The sequence below is a fragment of the Lachnoclostridium sp. An14 genome (genome assembly GCF_002160755.1).
Lineage (GTDB): Bacteria > Bacillota > Clostridia > Lachnospirales > Lachnospiraceae > Lachnoclostridium_A.
On the sequence record NZ_NFLE01000030.1, the window covers coordinates 14010 to 35734 of the forward strand.

Genomic DNA, 21725 nt, shown 5'->3' on the forward strand with positions numbered 1-21725 from the left:
GACATTGGACAACAGGAATAAATTTTGGAAGGGCGTGCTGGTGGGCGCGCTGGTGACGGCCTTTGCCGGACTGATCATCATCGGGATGGCGGCCGGGATCTGGGTGGTAGGCCGGGGCGTGATGAGAAATCAGGCCTACGGGATTGCGGACCATCAGGCGACGCCCAGCGAAGTGACCCTGGATGTGGAAAGGATCAGCCAGAAGATGGAGCTGATCCAGGGGATCATTAAGGAGCGCTATCTCTTTGACGAGGATCCGGAGATGGTGGAGGACGGCATTTTCATGGGCATGATGGCCGGCCTCGGGGATCCCTATTCCTCCTATTATACGGAAGAAGATTTCCAGGATCTCATGGACAACAGCATCAACGGGGAATACTGTGGTATCGGCGCCCTCATCAGCCAGAACCGGCAGACCATGGTGATGGAGATCATGCGGGTATTTGACGGGACGCCCAGCGCTAAGGCGGGGATGCTGCCGGGAGACATGATCACCGCCGTGGACGGGGAAAATGTGGTAGGCATGGAGCTGGACCTGGTGGTGAACAACTACATCAAAGGCGAGGCGGACACAGAGGTGACGGTGACCGTCTACCGGGAGAGCACGGAGGAGTACCTGGATCTGGTGATGACCAGGGAGAAGATCGAGACGCCTACGGTGGAGCATGAAATGCTGGAGGATCACATCGGCTACGTGCTGGTGAGCCAGTTTGAGGGCGTGACGGCGGAACAGTTTATCGCCGCGGTGGAGGATCTGGAGAGCCAGGGGATGGAAAAGATGATCATTGACCTGAGAAACAACCCCGGCGGCCTTCTGGACGCGGCGGTGGAGATGGCGGCCTATCTGCTGCCGGACGGCACCATCGTGCGGACGGAGTACAAGAACGGGACGGGAGACGAGTATTTCTCAAAAGACGGAGAGCTGCAGGCCAGCTCTACGGCGGGGACGCGTCTGTCCCAGTATCCCATCCCGGACGATCATGAGCTGGACATTCCCATGGTGATCCTGGTAAACGGTAATTCCGCCAGCGCCTCGGAGGTGTTTGCTGGGGCCATGCGGGACTATGACCGGGCGGAGCTGGTGGGAACCACCACCTTCGGAAAGGGGATTGTGCAGAGCGTGATCCCGTTTACCGGCGGGGATGCCATCAAGCTCACCACGGCCCACTACTTTACGCCGGACGGCTTTGACCTGCACGGCAAAGGGTTGGAGCCGGATGTGGAGGTGGAGCTGGATGGGGAGATGACCTATCTGATCAATGTGGATCCGGAGAATGACAACCAGATCCGGACGGCGGTGGAGACGCTGAAGGAAATGGAGTAAGGCGCAGATGCCGTATGGCGGCGGAAGTGCCCGAAGATTACCTGAAATTTAAGAAAACGGGAAAGCCCGGCTGAGGAAATCAGCGAGCTTTCCCGTTTTTTTGTGTCATGGGAAACTGAGTTCCCTATGCCACAAAAGCCTCCAGCGGGAGGCGCGCTCCGTGAGGAGGAATATGGCCGTTTACGCCTTCAGCGCTTCCAAAAAGGCCGTCACTGCCTCCGCCTTCGTGGCCCAGGAGGTCACCAGGCGGATGGCGTGGTGGCTGTCGTCCATTTTCTCCTGGATGTTGAAGGAAAAGTCTCTGGAGAGAGTTTCGATCAGCTCGTCAGGGAAAATGGGGAATACCTGGTTGCTCACGGAGTCGGAGTAGAAGGGGTATCCCGCCTCCCGGATGCCTTCCCGGAGCGTGTCCGCCAGGCGGCTGGCGTGGGACGCCATCTCGTAGAACAGGCCGTCGGTGAACAGGGTTTCAAACTGGATGCCCAGGAGCCAGCCCTTGGCCAACATTCCGCCTCTCTGCTTGATGCTGAAACGGAAATTCTCGTCGATGGCCGGGTTTAAGATCACCACTGCCTCCCCAAACAAAGCGCCGTTTTTCGTGCCGCCGATGTAGAATACATCGGTGAGGGCGGCGATGTCGGCCATGGTCAGGTCGTTTGCGGAGCTGGTGAGGGCGGCGCCTAAGCGGGCTCCGTCTAAGAACAGGTAGAGATTGTTCTGGCGGCAGACGCGGGAGAGTGCCTCCAGCTCCGCCTTGGTGTACTGGGTGCCGATCTCCGTGGTGTTGGAGATGTAGACCATTTTCGGTTTCACCATGTGCTCGTCGGGATGGGCCTCCAGGGTCTCCAGAACCATGGCGGGGGTCACTTTTCCGTCAGCGGCGGGGATGGCCAGGACTTTGTGGCCGGTGGCCTCGACGGCTCCCGTCTCGTGGACGTTGATATGGCCGGTGGCGGCGCAGATCACGGCCTCCCAGGGCTTTAAGGCGGAGGCGATGACGGTCAGATTGGCCTGGGTGCCGCCCACCAGGAAGTGGATGCTGGCGTCCTCCCTGCCGATTTCCTTTTTGATCAGGGCCTTTGCCCGTCCGCAGTGATCCTCGTCCATGCCGTAGCCGGTGTGCTGGATGAGGTTGCTGTCCATGAGGGCTTTTAAAATGTGCGGATGGGCGCCCTCGCTGTAATCGTTGGTAAAGCTGTACATGATGGTGTTGTCCTCCCTTTGTGTGTAGAATCAATCGTTCCATCAAATCATACCGCAAATGAGAGGGAAAGTCCATGGGTTGATGGATTGTAAACTAAAAACTTGTGATAAGTTGACATTTGGGACGGGCTGTGCTATTCTTCCATCATCGGGAACTGTCGGAAACGCCGCGGAGGAAACGGACGGCGGATTCCGCTGATTTGAGGAAGGGAGACGGAAAACATGACGGTTGAAACGCTTGCGAAGGAGATTATGGAGGGAAGGTTGATCGGGCGTGAGGAGGCGCTCTGGCTGTGGGAGCAGCCCTTGGAGGAGCTGTGTGAGCAGGCGGACCGGATCCGAAAGCATTTCTGCGCCGGCCGCTTTGACCTCTGCACCATTATAAACGGAAAGAGCGGCCGCTGCTCGGAGAACTGCCGGTTCTGCGCCCAGTCCGCCCACAATCACACCGGGGCGGCGGAGTATCCCCTGCTCTCCGCGGAGGAGATCGTGGCCCAGGCGAAACGGGAGGATGCCCAGGGCGTGCTGCGCTACTCCATCGTCACCTCCGGAAAGCGGCTGACGGACCGGGAAGTGGACGAGATGTGCGAGGCGGTGCGGCAGATCCGCAGGGAGTGCCGGCTGTCCGTCTGCATTTCCTTCGGCCTTCTGGGGGAGGAACAGTACCGGAAATTAAAGGAAGCGGGAGTGACGCGGGTGCACAACAACCTGGAGACCTCCAGGAATCACTTCCCGGAGATCTGCACCACCCACACCTTTGACGACAAGGTGGCGGCCATCCGGGCGGCCCAGGCCGCCGGCCTCACCGTGTGCAGCGGTGGGATCATGGGAATGGGGGAGACGAAGGAGGACCGGATCGACATGGCCCTCACCCTGCGGGAGCTGGGGATTGGGAGTGTGCCGGTGAATCTGTTAAATCCCATTCCTGGCACTCCCCTGGAGCGCCAGAAACCGCTGACCGCCGATGATATGAGGCGGATCGTGGCGGTGTACCGGTTCCTGCTGCCGGATGCCTTTATCCGCCTGGCGGGAGGCCGCGGCCTTCTGGCGGACAAGGGAAAGGGCTGTTTCCAGTCGGGGGCAAACGCCGCCATCACCGGGGATATGCTGACCACGGCAGGGATCACTGTGGAGACGGACAAGGAGCTTTTAAAGGGGCTGGGATACGAGGTGGCGTATGAGTAAGGGACTGTTTTTAGTGGGGACGGGCACGGATGTGGGAAAGACCTATGTGGCCGGCCTGATCGTGAAGAAACTGTGGGAGAGCGGCGTGTCCGCCGGGTATTTTAAGGCGGCCATGAGCGGAAATGAGCGGGATGAGAGGGGAGAGCTGATCCCGGGGGACGCCATGTTTGTGAAGGAGATGTCCGGCATTTCCCAGCTGCCGGAGGAGATGTGCCCTTACATCTATGAAAATGCCGTTTCCCCCCATCTGGCGGCCCGCCTGGAGGGCGGCCCGGTCTCCATGAATAAGGTGAAGGAGGCCTTTTCCCAGGTGAAAAACCGCTGGGACTACGTGACCTTAGAGGGCTCCGGCGGAATTCTCTGCCCCATCCGCATGGGAGACGAGGAGCTGTGGCTGCCGGACGTGATCCGCATGGGCGGCTGCGGCTGTCTCCTGGTGGCGGACGCCGGCCTGGGCACCATCAATTACGTGGGGCTGACGGCTTTTTACATGAAGGAAAAGGGTATTCCCTTGAAGGGAATCATTTTCAACCGGTTTCAGCCGGGGGACGTGATGCACGAGGATAACCTGGCGATGTGCGAGCGCCTGACGGGAGTGCCGGTGGTGGCCTGCGTCCAGGAGGGAGACCGGGATTTAAGGCTTTCGGCGGAGAACCTGAAGGCCCTTTACGATGAAATGACGGAGGAATAGAGAAATGATCTGGTATCCATATGAGCAGATGAAAACCATGAAGGAGCCGTACAAGGTCCTGGACGCGGAGGGCGTCTGGCTGCACACGGCGGAAGGGGATATGATTGATTCCGTCTCCTCCTGGTGGAGCATGATCCACGGCTATAAGCACCCGGAAATGAACCGGGCCATCATTTCCCAGGTGGAGAAGTTTTCCCACGTGATGTTAGGCGGGCTGACCCACGATCCGGTGCAGCGGCTGTCGGCGAAATTGCAGGAGTTCCTGCCGGGGGATCTGGACTACTTTTTCTTCTCTGATTCGGGGAGTGTGGCGGTGGAGGTGGCTTTAAAGATGGCCCTCCAGTATTTCATGAACCGGGGAGAGACGGAGCGCACCATGGTGCTGGCCTTAGAGCACGCTTACCACGGGGACACCTTTAAGACCATGGAGGTGGGGGACGACGAGGATTATCACTTCGTGATGAACGCCTACGGCCCCAGCCCCCACGTGGCCCACATCCCCACGGAGATTCCGGCCCTGGAGCAGGCTTTTGAGAAGTACCACCACCGATTAAACTGCCTGCTGGTGGAGCCTCTTTTGCAGGGGGCGGGAGGAATGCGGATGTACGACGTTTCCTTCTTAAAACGGGCCAGGGAGCTCTGCGACCAGTACGGCGTTCTTCTGATCTTTGACGAGGTGGCCACCGGCTTCGGGCGCACGGGAAACCGGTTTGTGGCGGATCTGGTGCTGCCGGACATCCTGGTGCTGGGAAAAGCCCTCACCGGCGGTTACATCGGCCACGCGGTGACGGCGGCAAACAAGAGGGTGTTTGACGGCTTTTACGACGACAACCCGGAGCACGCCCTGATGCACGGCCCCACGTTTATGGGAAATGCCCTGGCCTGCGCCGCGGCGCTGCAGTCCATCCGGCTGTTTGAGGAACAGGACTACATGGGGAAAATCCGCCGGATTGAGGAGATCACCCGGCGGGAGATGGCCGGATTCTCCGATCCAAGGGTCCGGGAGGTGCGGATCATGGGAGGCTGTGTCTGCGTGGAGGTGAAGGACGGGGCCTGTTTAAAGGGGTATCAGCAGTTTGCCTGCGAGAGAGGGGTGTTTGCCCGCCCGTTTTTAAACTGTCTCTACGCCATGGTGCCCTACATTATCACCGAGGACCAGCTGGTACAGGTGCTGAGTACCATGAAGGCGTGGTTTGCGGCGTCCTAACTATAAAAAAGTATGCCATTGGCGCACACTCCCGCCGGAGCGCGGCTGCGCCGGCAGCCATATTCCTTTGCGCGGAGTGCGTTTCCTTGCGGAGCATTCTTATTTAACAGGAAACCTTTAACAGAAACCCCAGTTTCCTGTTAAATGAAGAAATGCCAGTTCCAATAAAAAGCGGAACTGGCATTTTTTTAAATTTCAGGAGTTTTTTCGTTTTTTTATTTCCGGATGTCTGTCCGTCACTTGGATTTGACTTCCTTCCACAGCTCGTTGTAAAGGCTGTCCGCCTCGTCGCCCAGGTACTGGTAGACCTCGGCGTTTTCTAAGGAATCCCAGTCGGGGAACAGGGCTTTGTTCTGTTTCAGCTCCTCGTCCAGGAGGTCAAAGGCGCCCCGGTTGGGGGTGGCGTAGGTGATGTATTCAAAGTTTCGCAGGGCGATGTCGGGGCGGCAGAGGAAATTGATCCATTTTTCCGCGTTTTCCTTGTTGCGGGCGTTTTTGGGGATCACCCAGGAGTCAATCCACAGGTTGGTGCCCTCTTTGGGGATCACGTACTCCAGCTGGAAATCCTTGCCCTCCGCCAGCTCCTGGAGATAGAGCATTTCCCCGGAGTAGATGACGCCCACGGCGGCCTCGCCGCCCAGCATCTTGTCCCGCACCTGGTCGATGACGTAGGCCTGTACCAGAGGCTTTTGCGCGATGAGCAGATCTCTGGCCTGGCGCAGCTCCTCCGGATTGGTGGAATTTAAGGAGTAGCCCAGGGGCTTTAAGGCGCACATAAAGGCGTCCCGGACACTGTCCTGCATGAGGATTTCCCCGGCGAATTTCTCGTCCCACAAATCCAGCCAGCTCTCCGGCGGCTTAGCGCCCAGCTCCTCTACCAGCTTGTCATTGTAGAGGATGCCCACGGTGCCCCAGGTGTAGGGGACGGAGTATTTGTTCTCCGGGTCGAAGGCTTTGGAGCGCTCCAGGTATTCCGGGTCGATCTGGTCGATGTTGGGGATGTTTTCAAAGTCAATTTCCGCCAGCAGATCGTTTTCAATCATTTTCTGAATCATATAGTCGGAGGGGCAGACCGCGTCGTAGGCTACGCCTCCGGCCTCAATGACCGGATACATTTCCTCGTTGGTCTCAAACAGGTCGTAGACCACGTCGATCCCCGTTTCCTTTTCAAATTCCTCGATGACCGTTTCGTCGATGTACTCGCCCCAGTTGTAGACGTAGAGCTCATTGGAGCGGGCGGCGGCAAAGTGGCGGTAGGTGGTGAAGGACACCGCCAGGATCACGCAGAAGGAGGCCGCCGTCAAAAGGGCCTTGCGGGCCGTTTCCAGACGGCGTTTCTTTGCCTTTTCCGCCTCGGTGGGGGGCAGTCCCCTGGAAACTTCCTGCCCTTCCGGGGAGAAATTGGTGATCAAAAGCAGGGCCAGCACCGTTAAGAAAATCACCGTGGACAGGGCGTACATGGACGGCTTGATGCCCCGGCGCACCTCGCTGTAAATCAGGGTGGACAGGGTGTTGATGCCGGCGCCTCTGGTAAAGTGGGTGATGATAAAGTCGTCTAAGGACATGGTAAAGGCCAGCAGAAACCCGGAGAGGACGCCTGGCATAATATCCGGCAGCACCACCAGGAAAAAGGCCTGCACCGGCCCGGCTCCCAGATCCATGGCCGCCTCGTAAGTGTAGCGGCTGGTCTGCTTCAGCCTGGGCATCACGCTTAAGATCACGTAGGGGATGCAGAAGGTGATGTGGGAGAGCAGGATGGTTTTAAAGCCCAGGGAAATGCCGAAGGCCAAAAAGGCCAGCATCAGGGAGATGCCGGTGACGATCTCCGAGTTTAACATGGGGATGTTGTTCACTCCCATGGTGATGGTCTTTGGCAGGCGCCCCATGCTGTTGATGCCGATGGCGGCCACGGTGCCGAGCACAGTGGAGACCAGGGCGGCGATAAAGGCGATCAGCAGAGTGTTGTAGAGGGCGTCCATGATGGTGGAGCTCTGGAACATCTGCACGTACCAGTCCAGGGTGAAACCGCCCCAGTCCGTCCTGGATTTTGAGGTGTTGAAGGACAGCACCATCATGGTGAGGATGGGGGCGTATAAAAATATGAGGACAAATACCAGGTAAAAATCCTGGATCAGCCGTTTCAGTTTCGCGCGGTTCATCAGAATGCAGTTCCCTCCCCGTCTTTGTCATATTTGGCCATGAAGGCCATGCTCACCAGGATGAAGGCCATGAGCACCAGGGACAGGCCGGAGCCTAAGTGCCAGTTGCTTCCTCTGGTAAACTCCTGCTCGATGACGTTTCCGATGAGCAGGATCTTGCTGCCGCCTAACAGGTTTGAGATCACGAAGGTGGTCAGGGCCGGCACGAACACCATGTTGATGCCGCTGATGATGCCGGGGACGCTTAAGGGCAGCAGGATTTTGGTGATGGTCTGAAAATCGTTTGCCCCCAGGTCCTTGGCGGCATTGATCACATCGTCGTCAATCTTTACCAGGACGTTGTAAATGGGCAGAACCATGAAGGGCAGGAAGTTGTAGACCATGCCCAGGATGATGGCCCAGGGGGTGTTGATCACGGCGATGGACGGCAGGTGCAGGGCCGTGAGGATGCCGTTGATCACCCCGTTTTTCTCCAAAAGGGTCTGCCACGCCATGGTGCGAAGCAGGAAATTCATCCACATGGGAAGGATGAAAATAAACAGGATAAAGCTGCCCCGGCCCACGTTCCGGCGGCGCAGGATCATGGCCAGGGGATAGGCCATCACCAGGCAGATCACCGTGCTGGCAAGGGACAGCCCCAGGGCCAGAAATAAGGATTTCCGGTGCTCCGGGGTGGCGATGGCAGCCACATTTTCCAGGGTAAAGGAGCCGTCGGCGGCGGTGAGGCCGTAGAGGAAAATCATGGCCAGGGGGATGACCGTAAAACCGATCATCCAGAGGATATATGGCCCGGCCAGCCATTTTGTCGCTTTCTTATTCATTGACTCCCACGGCCTCCTCGTCCTCCGATTCCGGCTTGTTCATGATCTGGATGTCAAAGGGATCCACGTGGATGCCCACGGTTTTTCCCACAGGGCAGAGGTCCGTGGAGTGGACCAGCCACTCAAAGCCGTCGGGGGTGGTCACCTCCATCTCGTAGTGGACGCCCTTGAAAATCAGGTGGGTGCAGACGCCGGTGAGGGTGCCCTTTTCCGGCTCCACCAGGTCGATGTCCTCCGGGCGGATCACCACGTCCACCGGCCGGTTGACGCCGAAACCCTTGTCCACGCAGGGGAATTTGGCGCCGAAGATCTCCACCAGCTCGTCCCGGAGCATGACGCCGGGGACGATGTTGCTCTCGCCAATGAAATCCGCCACGAAGGCGTTCTCCGGCTCATTGTAGATCTGCTCCGGGGAACCCATCTGCTGGATGTAGCCCTGGTTCATGACCACGATGGTATCGGACATGGTGAGGGCCTCCTCCTGGTCGTGGGTCACGTAGATAAAGGTAATGCCCAGCTCGTTTTTCAGCCGGATCAGCTCGTACTGCATATCCTGGCGCAGCTTTAGATCCAGGGCGCCTAAAGGCTCGTCTAAAAGCAGCACCCGGGGCTCGTTTACAATGGCTCTGGCGATGGCGATCCGCTGCTGCTGGCCGCCGGAGAGGGAGGCCACGCTGCGGTTTTCAAAGCCGTCTAGGTTCACCAGCTTTAAGGCGTATTTGATCTTGTCGTCGATGTAGGACTTGGGCTTGTTTTTGATCTTTAAGCCGAAGGCGATGTTCTCCGCGATGGTCATGTGGGTGAACAGGGCGTATTTCTGAAACACGGTGTTTAGCTGCCGCTTATTGGGCGGCAGGCTGGTAATGTCCTGGCCATCGAAAATCACCGTTCCCGCGTCCGGCCGCTCAAAGCCGCCGATGATGCGCAAAGTGGTGGTCTTTCCGCAGCCGGAAGGCCCTAAGAGGGTGACGAAGGTATTCTCCTTTACGGAGAGGCTTAAATCGTCCAGCACCGTGGCGCCGTCGTAGGCCTTGGAAATATGGACCAGGTCGATAAGGGGATGTGCCATAATCAATTTCCTCCTGAATGTAAACTTCTTAAAAGCTGGGCGGCGAGCTGACCCAGAGGATGACTGCTCCCGCCTTGCTGCTGAGATAGTGGTTTTTGCCTGCGGTAAAATAGAAGGATTCGCCTTTTTTTGCCTTGCAGGCCCGGTTTCCCAGATGGACGGTCACAGAGCCGTGGAGCACGTAGCCGAACTCCTCCCCCTCGTGGGGATCCTCCGGGCTGGTGGAGCCGCCGGCCTTAAGGGTCAGCAAAATGGGTTCCATCCTGTTTTTCCGGGAGCTGGGAACGATCCATTGGATCTCATTCTTTAATTCTGCGTCATATTTTTCAAAATAGTCCTGCCGGCCAAATACGATGGGTTCCTCCGGCTCCTCGCTGAAAAATTCGCTGAGGCTGGTTCCCAGGCACTGGAGAATGTCCGTGAGAGTGGCGATGGACGGGGAGGTCAAATCCCGCTCCACCTGGGAGATAAAACCTTTGGAAAGCTCCGCCCGGTCAGCTAACTCCTCCTGGGTCAGCCCCTTCAGGACGCGCAGCTCTTTCAGCCTGTTTCCGATGGACATTTCCTTCCTCCTTTTCTTTCCCGCCTCCGCGCGGCGGTTTGTGGTGTTTCGCGGCGTCTGGCCGCGTTCTCACCGTGCTTGGCCGCGTTCTGCGGCAGGCCGCAGCCTGCATCCGGCGGTCCGCCGTGGCAGGTAACAGTATTGTTAAATAAAAAGTTCAGTAATAATAAACAAACAGCACCATTCATTATACAGCAACGGCACCGTGTGTCAACAGGAACATTTCTATTTCATTTTCCAGTCAGTAAACATTGACAACGGTAGGGAAAAAGGGGATAATGATAGCTAATAAGACTCGGTGTTTCCGAAGGAGAAAACAGGAGGATTGACAGGATGAAAGGCAGTAAATACATGGCTTATGTCGGTTCCTATTCGTATACGGGAAAGGCAAAAGGCATTACGGTTTTTGATGTGGATGTGGAGAAGGGGCTGTTTATCCCCAGATGCGAGGAGGAGGTCAACAACGCCTCCTATCTGGTGGCGTCCAACAGCGGAAAGACCCTCTATTCCATCGCGGACGAGGGCGTGGTTTCCTTCCGGATTCTGGAAAACGGCAGCCTGGCCCGGCTGAACACGGCTCCCATTAAGGGGATGAGAGGTTGCCATCTGTCCACGGACGCGAAGGACAAGTACATATTCGTTTCCGGATTCCACGACGGCAAATCCACGGTGCTCAGGCTCAACAAGGACGGTTCCGTGGGCGAGATCGTGGACGGCGTGTTCCACAAAGGTCTGGGGACTGTGGCGGAGCGGACGTTCCGTCCCCACATCACCTGTACCAGAAGGACCCCGGACAATAAGTTTGTGATGATGGCTGACTCCGGCATTGATCAGGTAAAGATCTACCGCTTTAACGAGAAGGACGAGCGGCTGGCCCTGGTGGATGCCATCCGCTGTGACCAGGAGTCCGCTCCCAAGTGTTTCCGGTTCAGCGCTGACGGGAAATTTATTTATCTGCTGTATGAGCAGAAGAACGTGATCGACGTGTTTACCTACGAGACGGGGGACAAGGTGCCGAAGATTGAGAAGATCCAGACCATCCCCACCACCGGCCCGAAGAAGATGAGCCAGCTGACGGCGGCCTGCGCTATGCGGTTCTCCCCGGACGAGACCCATCTCTACTGCAGCAACGCCGGTGACAACAGCATCAGCGTCTACAACCGCGACACGGAGACCGGCCTTTTAGAGTTTATCTGCTGCCTGCCGGTGAGCGGAGATTATCCCAAGGACATCGCCGTGTTCCCGGACAGCAGCCACATCGCCTCCATCAACCACGGCGGAAATATTTCCTTCTTCCGGGTAGACTATGAGAAGGGCCTTCTGGTGATGAGCAGCCGCTCCATCCACGTGGACGAGCCCAACAGCTGCGTGTTCGCGAAGGTGCGCTAAAAGACAGTGGGCCGGGACGGGGAAACCGGCCCGGCCCATTTGAAAACCATACAGAAGAAACGATACGGAGGAAAGGGAATGGCAGGTTCGGAATTTGGAACCATATTTAAGGTGACCACCTGGGGGGAGTCTCACGGGAAGGCCATCGGGGCCGTGGTAGACGGCTGTCCGGCGGGCCTGCCTCTTTGCGAGGAGGACATTCAGGCGTATTTAAACAGGAGAAAACCGGGGCAGAGCCGGTACACCACGGCGCGGGCGGAAGGCGACCGGGTGGAGATCCTGTCGGGAGTGTTTGAAGGGCGGACCACGGGGACGCCCATCTCCATGATGATCTGGAACACGGACCAGCGTTCCAGGGACTACGGGAATATTATGGAGGTGTACCGTCCCGGCCACGCGGACTACACCTTTGACATGAAATACGGATTTCGGGACTACCGGGGCGGCGGCCGCTCCTCCGGGCGGGAGACTGCCGGGCGGGTGGCGGCAGGCGCCATCGCGGCGAAGTTTCTCGCCAGCTTAGGGATCCGGGTGCAGGCGTACACCAGCGCCATCGGGGACGTTTCCATCGACCGCAGCCGGTTTTCCTGGGAGGAAATGGGGAAGAACCGCCTCTATATGCCGGACCGGACAGCGGCGGAACAGGCGGAGCGCCTGCTGGAGCGGCGGATGGCCGAGCGGGATTCCGTGGGCGGCGTGGTGGAATGCGTGATCTGGGGAATGCCCGCGGGCGTGGGCGAGCCGGTGTTTGAAAAGCTGGACGCCAATCTGGCGAAGGCGGTTATGTCCATCGGCGCGGTAAAGGGCGTGGAGATCGGGGACGGTTTCCGGGCCGCCTTAAGCCGCGGATCGGAGAACAATGACGAGTTCCACACGGACGGAAACGGGACCGTGAAACGCACCAACCACGGAGGCGGCATTTTAGGCGGCCTCAGCGACGGAAGCGAGATTTTTCTGCGGGCGGCGTTTAAGCCGACCCCATCCATCGCGAAACCGCAGCACACGGTGACGAGGGACGGGCGGGAGACCATGATCGAGATCGTCGGCCGCCATGACCCGGTGATCGTGCCCAGGGCCGTGGTGGTGGTGGAAACCATGGCGGCGCTGACGGCGGCGGATCTGCTGCTCCAGTCCATGACATCCCGGCTGGATCGGATACAGGCTTTTTTTGGAGTGAGCGCGCAGCCGGAGGATTAAGTGGCAAAGCCGCTTTGGCACAGATGACAGGAAGGAGACGACAACATTATGAAAATCGCAATCGGAAATGATCACACGGCAGTGGATTTAAAAAATGTTATTTTGGATTATTTGGTGAGCCTGGGCTATGAGGTGATCAACTTAGGCACGGACAGCAGGGAGAGCTGCGACTACCCGGTGTACGGGGAAAAGGTGGGCCGCGCCGTGGTGGACGGCCTGGCGGACTTAGGCATCGCCATCTGCGGCACGGGAGTGGGAATCTCCCTGGCGGCCAACAAGGTGAAGGGCATCCGCGCCTGCGTGTGCAGCGAGCCCTACACCGCAAAGCTTTCCAGAATGCACAATAACTCCAACGTCCTGGCCTTCGGCGCCCGCGTGGTGGGAGACGAGATGGCCAAAATGATCGTCAAGGAGTGGCTGGACGCCAAGTACGAGGGCGGCCGCCATCAGAGACGGGTGGATATGGTGATGGAGATTGAGAAGAAGGGCTGAGATTGGCGGTTGTGCGGTGGATGCACGGCGAAGCTTAGTAGGGCCTGGCCATGATGGGAAATGGCTGGACGGCAGATAAGAGAACGAAATTGTAAGGAAAACCCCGGCAGCGGGAATCGGCGGGAGACCGATGGGGCTGGCGGGGTTTTTTGTGTATAAACCAGGGAGCAGCGCCGCCCGCGTCAGCCGCGGCAGTGTTGCTCCCTGGTTTTATTTGGATGTAAGTTTCAGTAAGACAAAGAAACAAAAGTGTGCGGCAGCTACGTGTTCCACGCGGAAGAATATGGCTGTTTAAGCAGCTGCGTTTCAGCGCGCGTGTGCGTTACAGAGTAGTACACTTTTACATATAAAATGATAGGAGGAGCCTGGGAGCGTCAATGGGAACGGCCAGACTGCTCCTTCTATTTGCTTTATAAAACGCTTTTTTGAGAATCGGATTTTCGGCAGGTCTATCCTTCCCGGAGAGGTGAAACGGCTGTCTCCCGTTGTGTTGTTGTCCAAAAAAGGGAAAAAGAATGCGTATTTTCCTGGTGTAAAAAACACAGGCATGGTCCCGGTGATATTACAAAAATGAATGCCATAACCTGTACTTATATCATGGGATTGATTATTCATATTGGCGGAATTTCTGGCAAAATGTTACTATAATATTGTAAAAAGTAACTGTATTTTCAGAAAAAAGGAGAAAGGAAACAGATTATGAAGAAAGTATTGGGATGTATTCTGGCGGTGTCGATGGTTATGGGACTGGCGGCCTGCCAGGGGGGAGGAAACAGCAGTACGGCTGCGGCGGATCAGACGGACGGTGCGGTAGCGGAGGCAGAAGGATCAGCGGGGGCGGCTCCGGAGCTGGTGATCCAGCTGGGACACATTGACCCCAGCACCAACGATCCTTACCAGCTGCTGGCGGAGCATTTTGCCGACAAGATGAGCGAGCTTTCCGGGGGAAAGATCCAGATTGACATCTTATCCGACGCCCAGTTAGGCAGTGAGGCGTCCATGATTGAGGGAATGAAACTGGGCACCATCGACTGTGCCATTATCTCTAATTTCAGCTACAGCACCAGCATTCCGGAGTTTGCGGCCTTTGACCTGCCTTACATTTTCACCAGCGAGGAACAGGCCCATGCGGTAATGGACGATGAGGAGATTACAGGGGACTTAATTCAGCAGCTTTACGATGAGTACGATGTAAAAATTCTGGCTTACGGAGAAGGTGGATTCCGCAGCGTGATCAACACGAAGAAACCCATCGTGTCCCCGGCGGACTTCACCTCCATGAAGATCCGGGTGCCTGGAAATGAGACATATCTGGCCACCTTCACGGCTTTCGGCTCCAACCCCGTTTCCATGGCATCCAGCGAGTGCTACACCGGCCTGCAGCAGGGCACCATCGACGGATTGGAGCAGCCCATCGGCCCCATGTACAGCTACAAGTCCTACGAGGTCTGCAAATACGTCAGCCTGACAGAGCACATTTACAACCCCATCAGCCTGACCGTGTCCCGCTCTCTGTGGGAGAATTTGAGTGAGGAGGAGCAGGGATGGTTTGAGGAGGCAGCTGCCTACGCCAGGGATACCCAGCGGGCGGAGATGCCGGAGTTAAACGAAAGGCTCCTTCAGGCCATGGTGGATGAGAAGGGCCTGGAGATCAACGAGATTGAGGATAAAACGGCCTTCCGCGAAGTGGTTCAGCCGGTATATGACAGTTTTATCGCGGCTAATGGACAGGAGCGCCTGGACAAGATTGAGGCACTGACAGAGACGATCGAATAAGAAAGTTTGCCGTGGGCGCAGCTGTCTGCGCCCACAATGTCGTTAGGAGAGGGATTATATGAATCGGGCGATATATAAAATTTGTGAATGGATTAACAAAATATATGAGGGAATGGCCCTAATCCTGTTAGTGGCAATGACGATAGCTCTGGCCCTGCAGGTGTTCACCAGATACATTCTGGAAGCCTCCATGGCGGGGACGGAGGAGTTTGCGCGGTATGCTTTTATCTGGGTGATTATGCTGGGGGCCAGCATCTGTACGAGAACCGGCGGACACGCCACGGTGACTATTTTAAACGACCATCTGAAAGGAAATGTGAAAAAGGTGCATCAGCTCATTATTGAGATCCTGGTGATGATCTGCTGTCTGGTGCTGCTGCGGTACGGTTTCACCATGATCGAGGTGTCGGCCAAGTCTCACACCCCCACCCTGGGAATTCCCACCTGTGTGGTATACGCCTCCCTGCCGGTGGGCTGCTTTGGGATGATCGTGGGAACGGTGAGCAATATTTTAAGTGATATGATGGACAAAAACACAGAGGAGGTGGAAGGATGACACAGGCGTTTCTGCTTTTAGGAGTAATGGTGGCTCTGCTGGCCTTCGGTGTGCCGGTGGCGTTTTCCATCGGCTTGTCGGGAATGCTGTTTCTGCTGGTCACGGACTTAAAGCCCATGGTAATCGTTGCCCAGAGCTCGGTAAACGGGGTGGACAGCTTTACTATGCTGGCGATTCCCATGTTTACGCTGGCTGGGTATCTGATGGAGTCCAGCGGAATGTCCAAGCGATTGGTGAGCTGTATGGAAAAGCTGCTGGGCGGTTCTGTGGGCGGCGTGGGAACGGTAACCATTGTGTGCTGTGCCGTGTTTGCGGCCCTCACAGGCTCAGGACCGGCGACAGTAACTGCCATCGGATGTATCATGTTTCCGGCCCTGTTAAACGCGGGGTACAGCCGGGGAGACGCCGGTGGAATGCTGGCGGCGGCAGGCGCTCTGGGGCCCATCATCCCGCCCAGTATCTGTATGATCGTGTATGGCTCGACGATGAGTGTGGCAGTTCCGGATCTGTTTATGGCGGCGGTGCTGCCGGGAATTATGCTGGCGGGTGCCATGATTCTTACGAACTCTGTGATGAGCCGGGGACGCATTAAAAAACTGGGGCATACGCCGGAAAAGGCCCGCTACAGCTCCAAGGAGGTACTGAGCTCCGTGATTCAGGCCCTTCCCACCCTGTTTCTGCCTGTAATCATTCTGGGAGGCATTTACTCCGGAATCTTCACTCCTACGGAGGTAGCTGTGGTAGCTGTATTTTACACCATGCTGTGGGGACTGATTTACCGGGAAATGAAATGGAAGGACATCGTGTCCTCCCTCAGAAGGACAGTGTCCACCACGGGAATGGTCATGTTTATTATGGCCATGGCGGCGATTTTCACCTTTTTGCTCAGCACCGCCAGAATTCCCACGGCCATCACCCAGGCGATTATCCCCTACCTGCACAACCGGTATATCTTTATGCTGCTGATGATCATTCTGCTTTTGATCGCGGGCTGTGTGATGGAGGTGCTGTCTCTGGTGGTAATTCTGGCCCCGATTATAGTACCTATCGGTTTACAGCTGGGGATCGACCCCATCCATCTGGGAGTGACATTCTGCATCACGCTGGTGGTGGGACTGGCCACTCCGCCTTTCGGAATGAATCTGTTTACGGCGTCAGCGGTGTGTGAGACGCCCTTTGTGGAGATTGTAAAAGGCGTGTGGCCCTATTTGATTGCGGTGGTTATTACCATTTTCCTCATCGCCTACATCCCGCAGATTTCTTTGATTTTGCCGGCTATCATATAGGAGGAACAAGCCTATGAAGGAAATTTCTCTGAAGGGCGTGGTGGAGGTCCACGTCCACGCCAAACCGGACCTGTATCCCCGTTCCTACTCCGATATGGAGCTGATGGAGGCGGGGGTGCGGGTGGGAGCGCGGGCCATTGTAGTAAAGTGGCATTACGGAATGACGGCGGCCCGCGCGGAGCTGTGCAATGAGATGCGGCGCAGACTCTATCCGGAATCCGATACAGTCATGTACGGCAGCGTGGTGTTAAACCGCCCCATAGGGGGCTTAAATACGGCGGCGGTGGAGACGGCCCTGAAACTGGGGGCAAAAATCGTCTGGCTGCCCACCACGGACTCCAGAAACGAGCGGGAGCTGAAAGGATTTCACGACGGGATCGCCTGCGTGGAGCTGGGCCGGGTAAATGAGGCCACCAAGGAGGTACTCCGGGTGATCAAAGAGTACGGGGCGGTCCTGGGAACGGGCCACTTGAACGCGGAGGAGAGCCTGGCGGTGATCGACACGGCAAAGTCCATGGGGATTGACCGGATCCTGGTGGATCACCCGGAATACTGGGTGACAGCCATGACCTTAGAGGAACAGGAGCGCCTGGTACGAGATTACGGCGTGTATATGGGACGGTACTATGCTCAGCCCATGCCGGACGGCAGTTTCCATGTCAACCTGCCGGAGAACCTGGAGGCATACCGGAGACTGGGGCGGGAGCATATGATCATTTCCACAGATGGCGGCCAACTGGCCAATCCGCGGTGGGAGGAGGCGCTGCGCGCTTATATGCAGTATTTCGCCGATCACGGAGTGCCGGTGGAGGACATTGATTATATGGCGAAAAGCCTTCCGGCCAGCTTGCTTGGATTAAAAGAGAAAGAACAGGAAGATTGAGATGAGAGAAAAGGCGATATTAAATTATGTGGGGAACCTGCACAGCGGTCTGCCGTCCGTACTGTTTATCCCGGGAGCGATGACCTCCCCCAATGTGTTTGCCGGTCTGGCAAATTATCTGCCCTGTCAGTCCGCCATCATTGACTGGAATAATTCTGACGGACCATGGGAGGTGGAAACCGTGGGGAAAAAGGTGCTGGCTCTGATTCGCGAGCTGCAGCTGGGGCCCACGGTGCTGGCCGGATATTCCTGGGGCGGTGTGGTGAGCCTAGCGGCGGCCATCGACGACGAGGAGGAGCTGGTGAAGGGAATTATGGTGGCGGATACAGGGGCCTGCGCCATTGGGCACGGAGATCCGGACTTTCCCAGAAAGCTGGAAAAGGACTGGCCGGATCGGGAGCTGTTTCGGGAGTTCAGCGCCAGGTGCTATGCCAGACCTATTTCCCAGGGGATGTACCAGCAGCTGGAGGATTACGCCATGGCATTGAAAAAGGACACGGTCTGTCAGGCGGCTCATTCCGTGCGGGAGAGCGATTTCAGAGACCGGTTAAATGAGATTACCTGTCCGGTACAGATTCTCCACGGACTGAAGGATCAGAGCCGTTCTAAAATTCACGCCCAGATTCTGGCAGACGGGATCTCCGGAGCGGAGCTGTTCTGGATGGACTGCGGTCACACGCCGATGGTAGAGCTGCCTGGAGAATATCTGGAAAAGCTTTTGTATTTCCTGGACCGTGTCGGTCTGGTGGAGGATCCGGCGGCCATGGATGTGCTGCACGCGGAAACAGGGAAAATGTCCATTATCCAATAACATCAAATTGTGTTTCATGGCCCGGTGCGCTATAATGGACAAGTGGATTGATAGAAAGAATGAGAGTATTGGCCGAATGGAACTGAAAGATTTTCGCACACTGCTGGAAATAGAGACGAAGGGCAGCATTTCCCTGGCAGCCCGCTCCCTGTACGTGTCACAGCCGGGACTGAGCCAGTTTCTCCACAGCTATGAGGAGCAGCTGGGATTTGCCATTTTTGAGCGGGTTTCTCACGGTGTACGGCCTACGGTGAAAGGAAAGGGATACCTGGACTTGATCCGCAGGCTGGTGGAGGAATATGATACGGGAGTGACAGTTTTAAAGGGACTGAGCCGCCGGCGGATCCGTTTTGGGATCGGGGATCAGAGAGGGACCATCCTGATTCCGTCGATGATGTCCATGTTGGACGGACGGGATATGGGGTTTGATCTGGAGATTAATGACACCATCAGTTCCCGGAAAAATCTGGTGGGTGCCTTGAAACAGGGCATTGTGGACGCGGCCTGCACCACGGTGATTGACGAGGATTATTCCATGAACGGAAATATATGGGTTTACCCCCTTCTTCGGGAGGAAATCATGCTCATGGTGCCGAAAAAACATCCGCTGGCAGGAAAGCTGCGGAAGAAAAAGGAAGGTGAGCACTGGGTGACGCCGCTAGAACTTCACGGGGAGACCTATATCCTCTGTGATGGGAAACGGGAGATCCGCAAGATGAGCGACCAGATCTTCCATACCATGAATGTGCAGAATATCAACATTCTTCAGAGCAGCACCAGCCTGTTTACCGTGATCAATTCCTGCTTAAACTGCAATACTCTTACCTTTTCCCCCTGGGAATACGTGTGTCATTCCGACCAGTGCGTCTGCGCCTCTGTGGGAGAAGAAGGGGTGTACTGGACCCACATCCTTATGGCGAGGGCGGAGGCGTTTCTGCCTGGAGAGCTGGATTTGCTGGCCCAGATGCTGCGGGAAAGCCTTTTGACGGATATGGAAAACCGTCATGTGGCGAGTTGCAATTAAAGAAATAAATAGAATAAATGGAAAAAACCAGGGAGTAGCGCCGCCGCGTCAGCCGCAGGCAGTATTGCTCCCTGGTTTTGTTTCGATTTTGATTTCAGTAAAAAACGAATGCAAGATTCTAAATGTATTTCCCTATTTCCTGAGAATGCCCATCCATCGACTCTGCGCGGCCTCAGTCATCCAGCCACGCAATGCTGTTAAGCGGGAAATACCGGAACAGTACCTTGGCGATCAGCTTGTCCCTGGTGACGAAATGCTCGTTCCAGTATCGGGAGTCAGAAGACCAGTTGCGGTTATCGCCCATCATGAAATAGCTGTCCTCCGGCACCTCAAAATGAAGGGGCTCCTCCGGGGCCATAGGTTCCCGGATGTAGGGCTCGTCCAGAGGCTCGCCATTTACATAAACCTGGCAGTCCTTGATGTCCACCGTATCCCCCGGCAGCCCGATGATCCGTTTCACGTAGAGGGTCTTGCCGGTGATGTCGTCGGGGAAGTGGAAAATGGCGATGTCCCCCCGCTCCGGGTCGTGCATTTTGTAGGATAAGCGGGAGCCGATGACCCGGTCGCCGGTCATAATGGTGTTTTCCATGGAGCCGCTGGGCACCTTGCTGTTGGCAATGATAAATGTATTCAGAAAAAATGCGATCAGTGCCGCGACGGCGATGATCCAGATCCAGCTGATAATTTCTTTTTTCAGGGAAAATGGTTCCTTCTCCTGGGGTTCCTGTGTGTTGTTCATGTATGAGTACGGTCCTTTCTTGTCTGGCGATCGCTGTTTCAGCAATCTGATCCATTTCACATATCAAATAAGTTTATATGAGAATGCCATCAAACGCAAGGGGTTTTCGGAAATGGACATAAAATTTTCATATTTTTGCCAGAAATAGCCATGGAAAGAGAAGGAAGAAATCGAGTATAATGGGGGCAGAAAACGCGGGGACGGAGGTGGCGCGATGAGAGAGAAAACGCGGACAGAGGAACAAAACCGGGGGAGACATAAAAATAGGGACGGGGGAAAAAGGGATAGGACGCCCCGTTTTTCCAGTCCGGGAAACGTGCCATGGCTGTCCGGCGCCGCTATCCTTTTTGCCGCCGCCCTGGCCCTTCTTCTGGCCGCCCGGAAACTCCCCGGCTTTGCGTCCTGGTACACAGCGCGCCTCTATCCCCTGTGGGTCAATTCCCTGGGACGGATCTGGGGAATCTTCCCTTTTTCGGCGGCGGAGGCGGGGATCTACCTGCTTTTGGCGGGAAGTGCGGTCTACGTGGCGCGTCATTGGAGAGACCCCTTTCGGATGTTGTCCCGGGCCCTGTTTCTGGGGGGAGCGCTCCTGTTTCTTTACAGCGCCACCTGCGGCGTCAATTACTACAGCACTTCCTTTTCCGACGGGCTTTCCTACGGGAGAGAGGCCCACACGGCGGAGCAGCTGGAGGAATTTCTCCGATACCTGACGGAGAAAGCCAATGAATACGCGGACTGCGCCGGCGCGCGGCTGACGGCCGGAGAATACGCGAAGGATGGCGTGGAGGCCATGAAGGCATTGGGAGAGAGGGATTCTCGCCTGTCCGGCTACTATCCCCGGCCCAAATACCTGACGGTTCCCTGGATCCTGTCAGTGCAGCAGCTGGCGGGCATCTACTCCCCTTTCACCGTGGAGGCAAATTATAACAACGCCATGGTCCCCTACAACATTCCTCACACCCTCTGCCATGAGCTTTCCCATCTGAAGGGCTTTATGCGGGAGGACGAGGCCAATTTCATCGGTTTTTTGGCCTGTCTGGAGTCGGAGCGCCGGGAGTTTCGCTACAGCGGTTACGTGATGGGCTGGATCTACGCGGGAAATGCCCTGACAGCGGCGGATCCGGAACGATATTTCGCGGTCAGAGCGCAGCTGGATCCGGAAGTTTTAGCGGATCTGGAGGAAAACAACCGGTTTTGGGCCCGGTACGAGGGCCGGGTCGCGGAGGTGGCCGAGGCGATGAACGATACCTATTTAAAGGCAAACGACCAGGAGCAGGGGGTGGCAAGCTACGGCATGGTGGTGGATCTGATGCTTGGATGGTGGGACAGCGAGGCGGGAATTCATTGACAT

At 56.5% G+C, this 21725-nt stretch carries 20 protein-coding genes; 14 read left to right on the forward strand and 6 right to left on the reverse strand.

The annotated features are described in order from the left end of the window. Nucleotides 1–4: 4 nt before the first annotated feature. Nucleotides 5–1324 carry a S41 family peptidase gene (locus B5E84_RS14960; RefSeq protein WP_087224171.1) on the forward strand — a complete coding sequence of 440 codons (1320 nt, stop codon included), beginning with the start codon at nucleotides 5–7 and terminating at the stop codon, nucleotides 1322–1324. 180 nt (nucleotides 1325–1504) lie between these two features. Here B5E84_RS14960 and B5E84_RS14965 read toward each other — a convergent pair whose 3' ends face one another. Further along, complete coding sequence (locus tag B5E84_RS14965; RefSeq protein WP_087224173.1) at nucleotides 1505–2527, reverse strand: threonine aldolase family protein; 1023 nt, start codon at nucleotides 2525–2527, stop codon at nucleotides 1505–1507. Nucleotides 2528–2749: 222 nt separating this feature from the next. Here B5E84_RS14965 and bioB point away from each other — a divergent pair, with 222 nt between their 5' ends. The 3 genes from bioB to bioA are packed head-to-tail and all read left to right on the forward strand — an operon-like array spanning nucleotide 2750 to nucleotide 5610. Further along, nucleotides 2750–3712, forward strand: a complete 963-nt coding sequence (gene bioB / locus B5E84_RS14970; protein ID WP_087224175.1) for a biotin synthase BioB — start codon at nucleotides 2750–2752, stop codon at nucleotides 3710–3712. After that, nucleotides 3705–4403, forward strand: a complete 699-nt coding sequence (bioD, locus tag B5E84_RS14975; RefSeq protein WP_087224177.1) for a dethiobiotin synthase — start codon at nucleotides 3705–3707, stop codon at nucleotides 4401–4403. The genes bioB and bioD overlap by 8 nt, the downstream gene beginning before the upstream one ends. A 4-nt stretch (nucleotides 4404–4407) precedes the next feature. After that, a complete protein-coding gene (gene bioA / locus B5E84_RS14980; RefSeq protein WP_087224179.1) occupies nucleotides 4408–5610 on the forward strand; it encodes an adenosylmethionine--8-amino-7-oxononanoate transaminase in 1203 nt (400 codons plus the stop codon). A 236-nt stretch (nucleotides 5611–5846) separates the two neighbouring features. On the opposite strand, the gene B5E84_RS14985 is transcribed toward bioA, so the two are convergent. From B5E84_RS14985 to B5E84_RS15000, 4 genes are read right to left on the reverse strand one after another with little or no spacing between them, the layout of a single operon-like run. Then, a complete protein-coding gene (locus tag B5E84_RS14985) occupies nucleotides 5847–7769 on the reverse strand; it encodes an extracellular solute-binding protein (protein WP_087224181.1) in 1923 nt (640 codons plus the stop codon). Beyond that, entirely contained in the window at nucleotides 7769–8590 is an 822-nt protein-coding gene (locus tag B5E84_RS14990) for an ABC transporter permease (RefSeq protein WP_087224183.1), read from the reverse strand. Before B5E84_RS14990 ends, B5E84_RS14985 begins: the two co-directional genes overlap by 1 nt. Next, nucleotides 8583–9659 (reverse strand): ABC transporter ATP-binding protein, encoded by a 1077-nt coding sequence (locus B5E84_RS14995; RefSeq protein ID WP_087224185.1) that lies wholly within the window; start codon nucleotides 9657–9659, stop codon nucleotides 8583–8585. Before B5E84_RS14995 ends, B5E84_RS14990 begins: the two co-directional genes overlap by 8 nt. Nucleotides 9660–9687: 28 nt before the next feature. Further along, nucleotides 9688–10221 (reverse strand): helix-turn-helix domain-containing protein, encoded by a 534-nt coding sequence (locus tag B5E84_RS15000; RefSeq protein WP_087224187.1) that lies wholly within the window; start codon nucleotides 10219–10221, stop codon nucleotides 9688–9690. A gap of 333 nt (nucleotides 10222–10554) precedes the next feature. On the opposite strand from B5E84_RS15000, the gene B5E84_RS15005 reads away from it, so the two are divergent. The 9 genes from B5E84_RS15005 to B5E84_RS15045 all read left to right on the forward strand — a co-directional run bounded on the left by B5E84_RS15005 (nucleotide 10555) and on the right by B5E84_RS15045 (nucleotide 19635). After that, on the forward strand, nucleotides 10555–11610 hold the full coding sequence (locus B5E84_RS15005; RefSeq protein WP_087224189.1) for a lactonase family protein: 1056 nt from the start codon (nucleotides 10555–10557) through the stop codon (nucleotides 11608–11610). Nucleotides 11611–11688: 78 nt separating this feature from the next. Further along, a complete protein-coding gene (gene aroC, locus B5E84_RS15010; protein WP_087224191.1) occupies nucleotides 11689–12807 on the forward strand; it encodes a chorismate synthase in 1119 nt (372 codons plus the stop codon). Nucleotides 12808–12855: 48 nt separating this feature from the next. Next, nucleotides 12856–13299, forward strand: a complete 444-nt coding sequence (gene rpiB / locus B5E84_RS15015) for a ribose 5-phosphate isomerase B (RefSeq protein ID WP_087224193.1) — start codon at nucleotides 12856–12858, stop codon at nucleotides 13297–13299. A gap of 699 nt (nucleotides 13300–13998) precedes the next feature. Then, nucleotides 13999–15075 (forward strand): TRAP transporter substrate-binding protein, encoded by a 1077-nt coding sequence (locus B5E84_RS15020; protein ID WP_087224195.1) that lies wholly within the window; start codon nucleotides 13999–14001, stop codon nucleotides 15073–15075. A gap of 58 nt (nucleotides 15076–15133) precedes the next feature. Next, nucleotides 15134–15631 (forward strand): TRAP transporter small permease, encoded by a 498-nt coding sequence (locus B5E84_RS15025; RefSeq protein WP_087224197.1) that lies wholly within the window; start codon nucleotides 15134–15136, stop codon nucleotides 15629–15631. After that, the gene (locus B5E84_RS15030; protein WP_087224199.1) at nucleotides 15628–16917 is read left to right on the forward strand and encodes a TRAP transporter large permease; all 1290 of its coding nucleotides are present in this window, start codon (nucleotides 15628–15630) and stop codon (nucleotides 16915–16917) included. The genes B5E84_RS15025 and B5E84_RS15030 overlap by 4 nt, the downstream gene beginning before the upstream one ends. A 13-nt stretch (nucleotides 16918–16930) precedes the next feature. Next, nucleotides 16931–17800 (forward strand): DUF6282 family protein, encoded by an 870-nt coding sequence (locus tag B5E84_RS15035; RefSeq protein ID WP_087224201.1) that lies wholly within the window; start codon nucleotides 16931–16933, stop codon nucleotides 17798–17800. A 1-nt stretch (nucleotide 17801) separates the two neighbouring features. Then, entirely contained in the window at nucleotides 17802–18611 is an 810-nt protein-coding gene (locus tag B5E84_RS15040; RefSeq protein WP_087224203.1) for an alpha/beta fold hydrolase, read from the forward strand. A 76-nt stretch (nucleotides 18612–18687) separates the two neighbouring features. After that, on the forward strand, nucleotides 18688–19635 hold the full coding sequence (locus B5E84_RS15045; protein ID WP_162612872.1) for a LysR family transcriptional regulator: 948 nt from the start codon (nucleotides 18688–18690) through the stop codon (nucleotides 19633–19635). Nucleotides 19636–19807: 172 nt separating this feature from the next. Here the strand turns inward: B5E84_RS15045 and lepB are convergent, their stop codons facing one another. Beyond that, complete coding sequence (lepB, locus tag B5E84_RS15050; RefSeq protein ID WP_087224207.1) at nucleotides 19808–20374, reverse strand: signal peptidase I; 567 nt, start codon at nucleotides 20372–20374, stop codon at nucleotides 19808–19810. Nucleotides 20375–20588: 214 nt separating this feature from the next. Between lepB and B5E84_RS15055 the strand changes: the two genes are divergently transcribed. Continuing rightward, nucleotides 20589–21722: a DUF3810 domain-containing protein gene (locus B5E84_RS15055; protein ID WP_087224209.1), complete on the forward strand. Its 1134-nt coding sequence runs from the start codon at nucleotides 20589–20591 to the stop codon at nucleotides 21720–21722. The last annotated feature ends 3 nt before the right edge of the window (nucleotides 21723–21725 follow it).

Coding starts and splice junctions, on each gene's coding strand:
- B5E84_RS14965 (WP_087224173.1), bottom strand. CDS start 2,527: ATGTACAGCTTTACCAACGATTACAGCGAGGGCGCCCATCCGCACATT.
- bioB (WP_087224175.1), top strand. CDS start 2,750: ATGACGGTTGAAACGCTTGCGAAGGAGATTATGGAGGGAAGGTTGATC.
- bioD (WP_087224177.1), top strand. CDS start 3,705: ATGAGTAAGGGACTGTTTTTAGTGGGGACGGGCACGGATGTGGGAAAG.
- bioA (WP_087224179.1), top strand. CDS start 4,408: ATGATCTGGTATCCATATGAGCAGATGAAAACCATGAAGGAGCCGTAC.
- B5E84_RS14985 (WP_087224181.1), bottom strand. CDS start 7,769: ATGAACCGCGCGAAACTGAAACGGCTGATCCAGGATTTTTACCTGGTA.
- B5E84_RS14990 (WP_087224183.1), bottom strand. CDS start 8,590: ATGAATAAGAAAGCGACAAAATGGCTGGCCGGGCCATATATCCTCTGG.
- B5E84_RS14995 (WP_087224185.1), bottom strand. CDS start 9,659: ATGGCACATCCCCTTATCGACCTGGTCCATATTTCCAAGGCCTACGAC.
- B5E84_RS15000 (WP_087224187.1), bottom strand. CDS start 10,221: ATGTCCATCGGAAACAGGCTGAAAGAGCTGCGCGTCCTGAAGGGGCTG.
- B5E84_RS15005 (WP_087224189.1), top strand. CDS start 10,555: ATGAAAGGCAGTAAATACATGGCTTATGTCGGTTCCTATTCGTATACG.
- aroC (WP_087224191.1), top strand. CDS start 11,689: ATGGCAGGTTCGGAATTTGGAACCATATTTAAGGTGACCACCTGGGGG.
- rpiB (WP_087224193.1), top strand. CDS start 12,856: ATGAAAATCGCAATCGGAAATGATCACACGGCAGTGGATTTAAAAAAT.
- B5E84_RS15020 (WP_087224195.1), top strand. CDS start 13,999: ATGAAGAAAGTATTGGGATGTATTCTGGCGGTGTCGATGGTTATGGGA.
- B5E84_RS15025 (WP_087224197.1), top strand. CDS start 15,134: ATGAATCGGGCGATATATAAAATTTGTGAATGGATTAACAAAATATAT.
- B5E84_RS15030 (WP_087224199.1), top strand. CDS start 15,628: ATGACACAGGCGTTTCTGCTTTTAGGAGTAATGGTGGCTCTGCTGGCC.
- B5E84_RS15035 (WP_087224201.1), top strand. CDS start 16,931: ATGAAGGAAATTTCTCTGAAGGGCGTGGTGGAGGTCCACGTCCACGCC.
- B5E84_RS15040 (WP_087224203.1), top strand. CDS start 17,802: ATGAGAGAAAAGGCGATATTAAATTATGTGGGGAACCTGCACAGCGGT.
- B5E84_RS15045 (WP_162612872.1), top strand. CDS start 18,688: ATGGAACTGAAAGATTTTCGCACACTGCTGGAAATAGAGACGAAGGGC.
- lepB (WP_087224207.1), bottom strand. CDS start 20,374: ATGAACAACACACAGGAACCCCAGGAGAAGGAACCATTTTCCCTGAAA.
- B5E84_RS15055 (WP_087224209.1), top strand. CDS start 20,589: ATGAGAGAGAAAACGCGGACAGAGGAACAAAACCGGGGGAGACATAAA.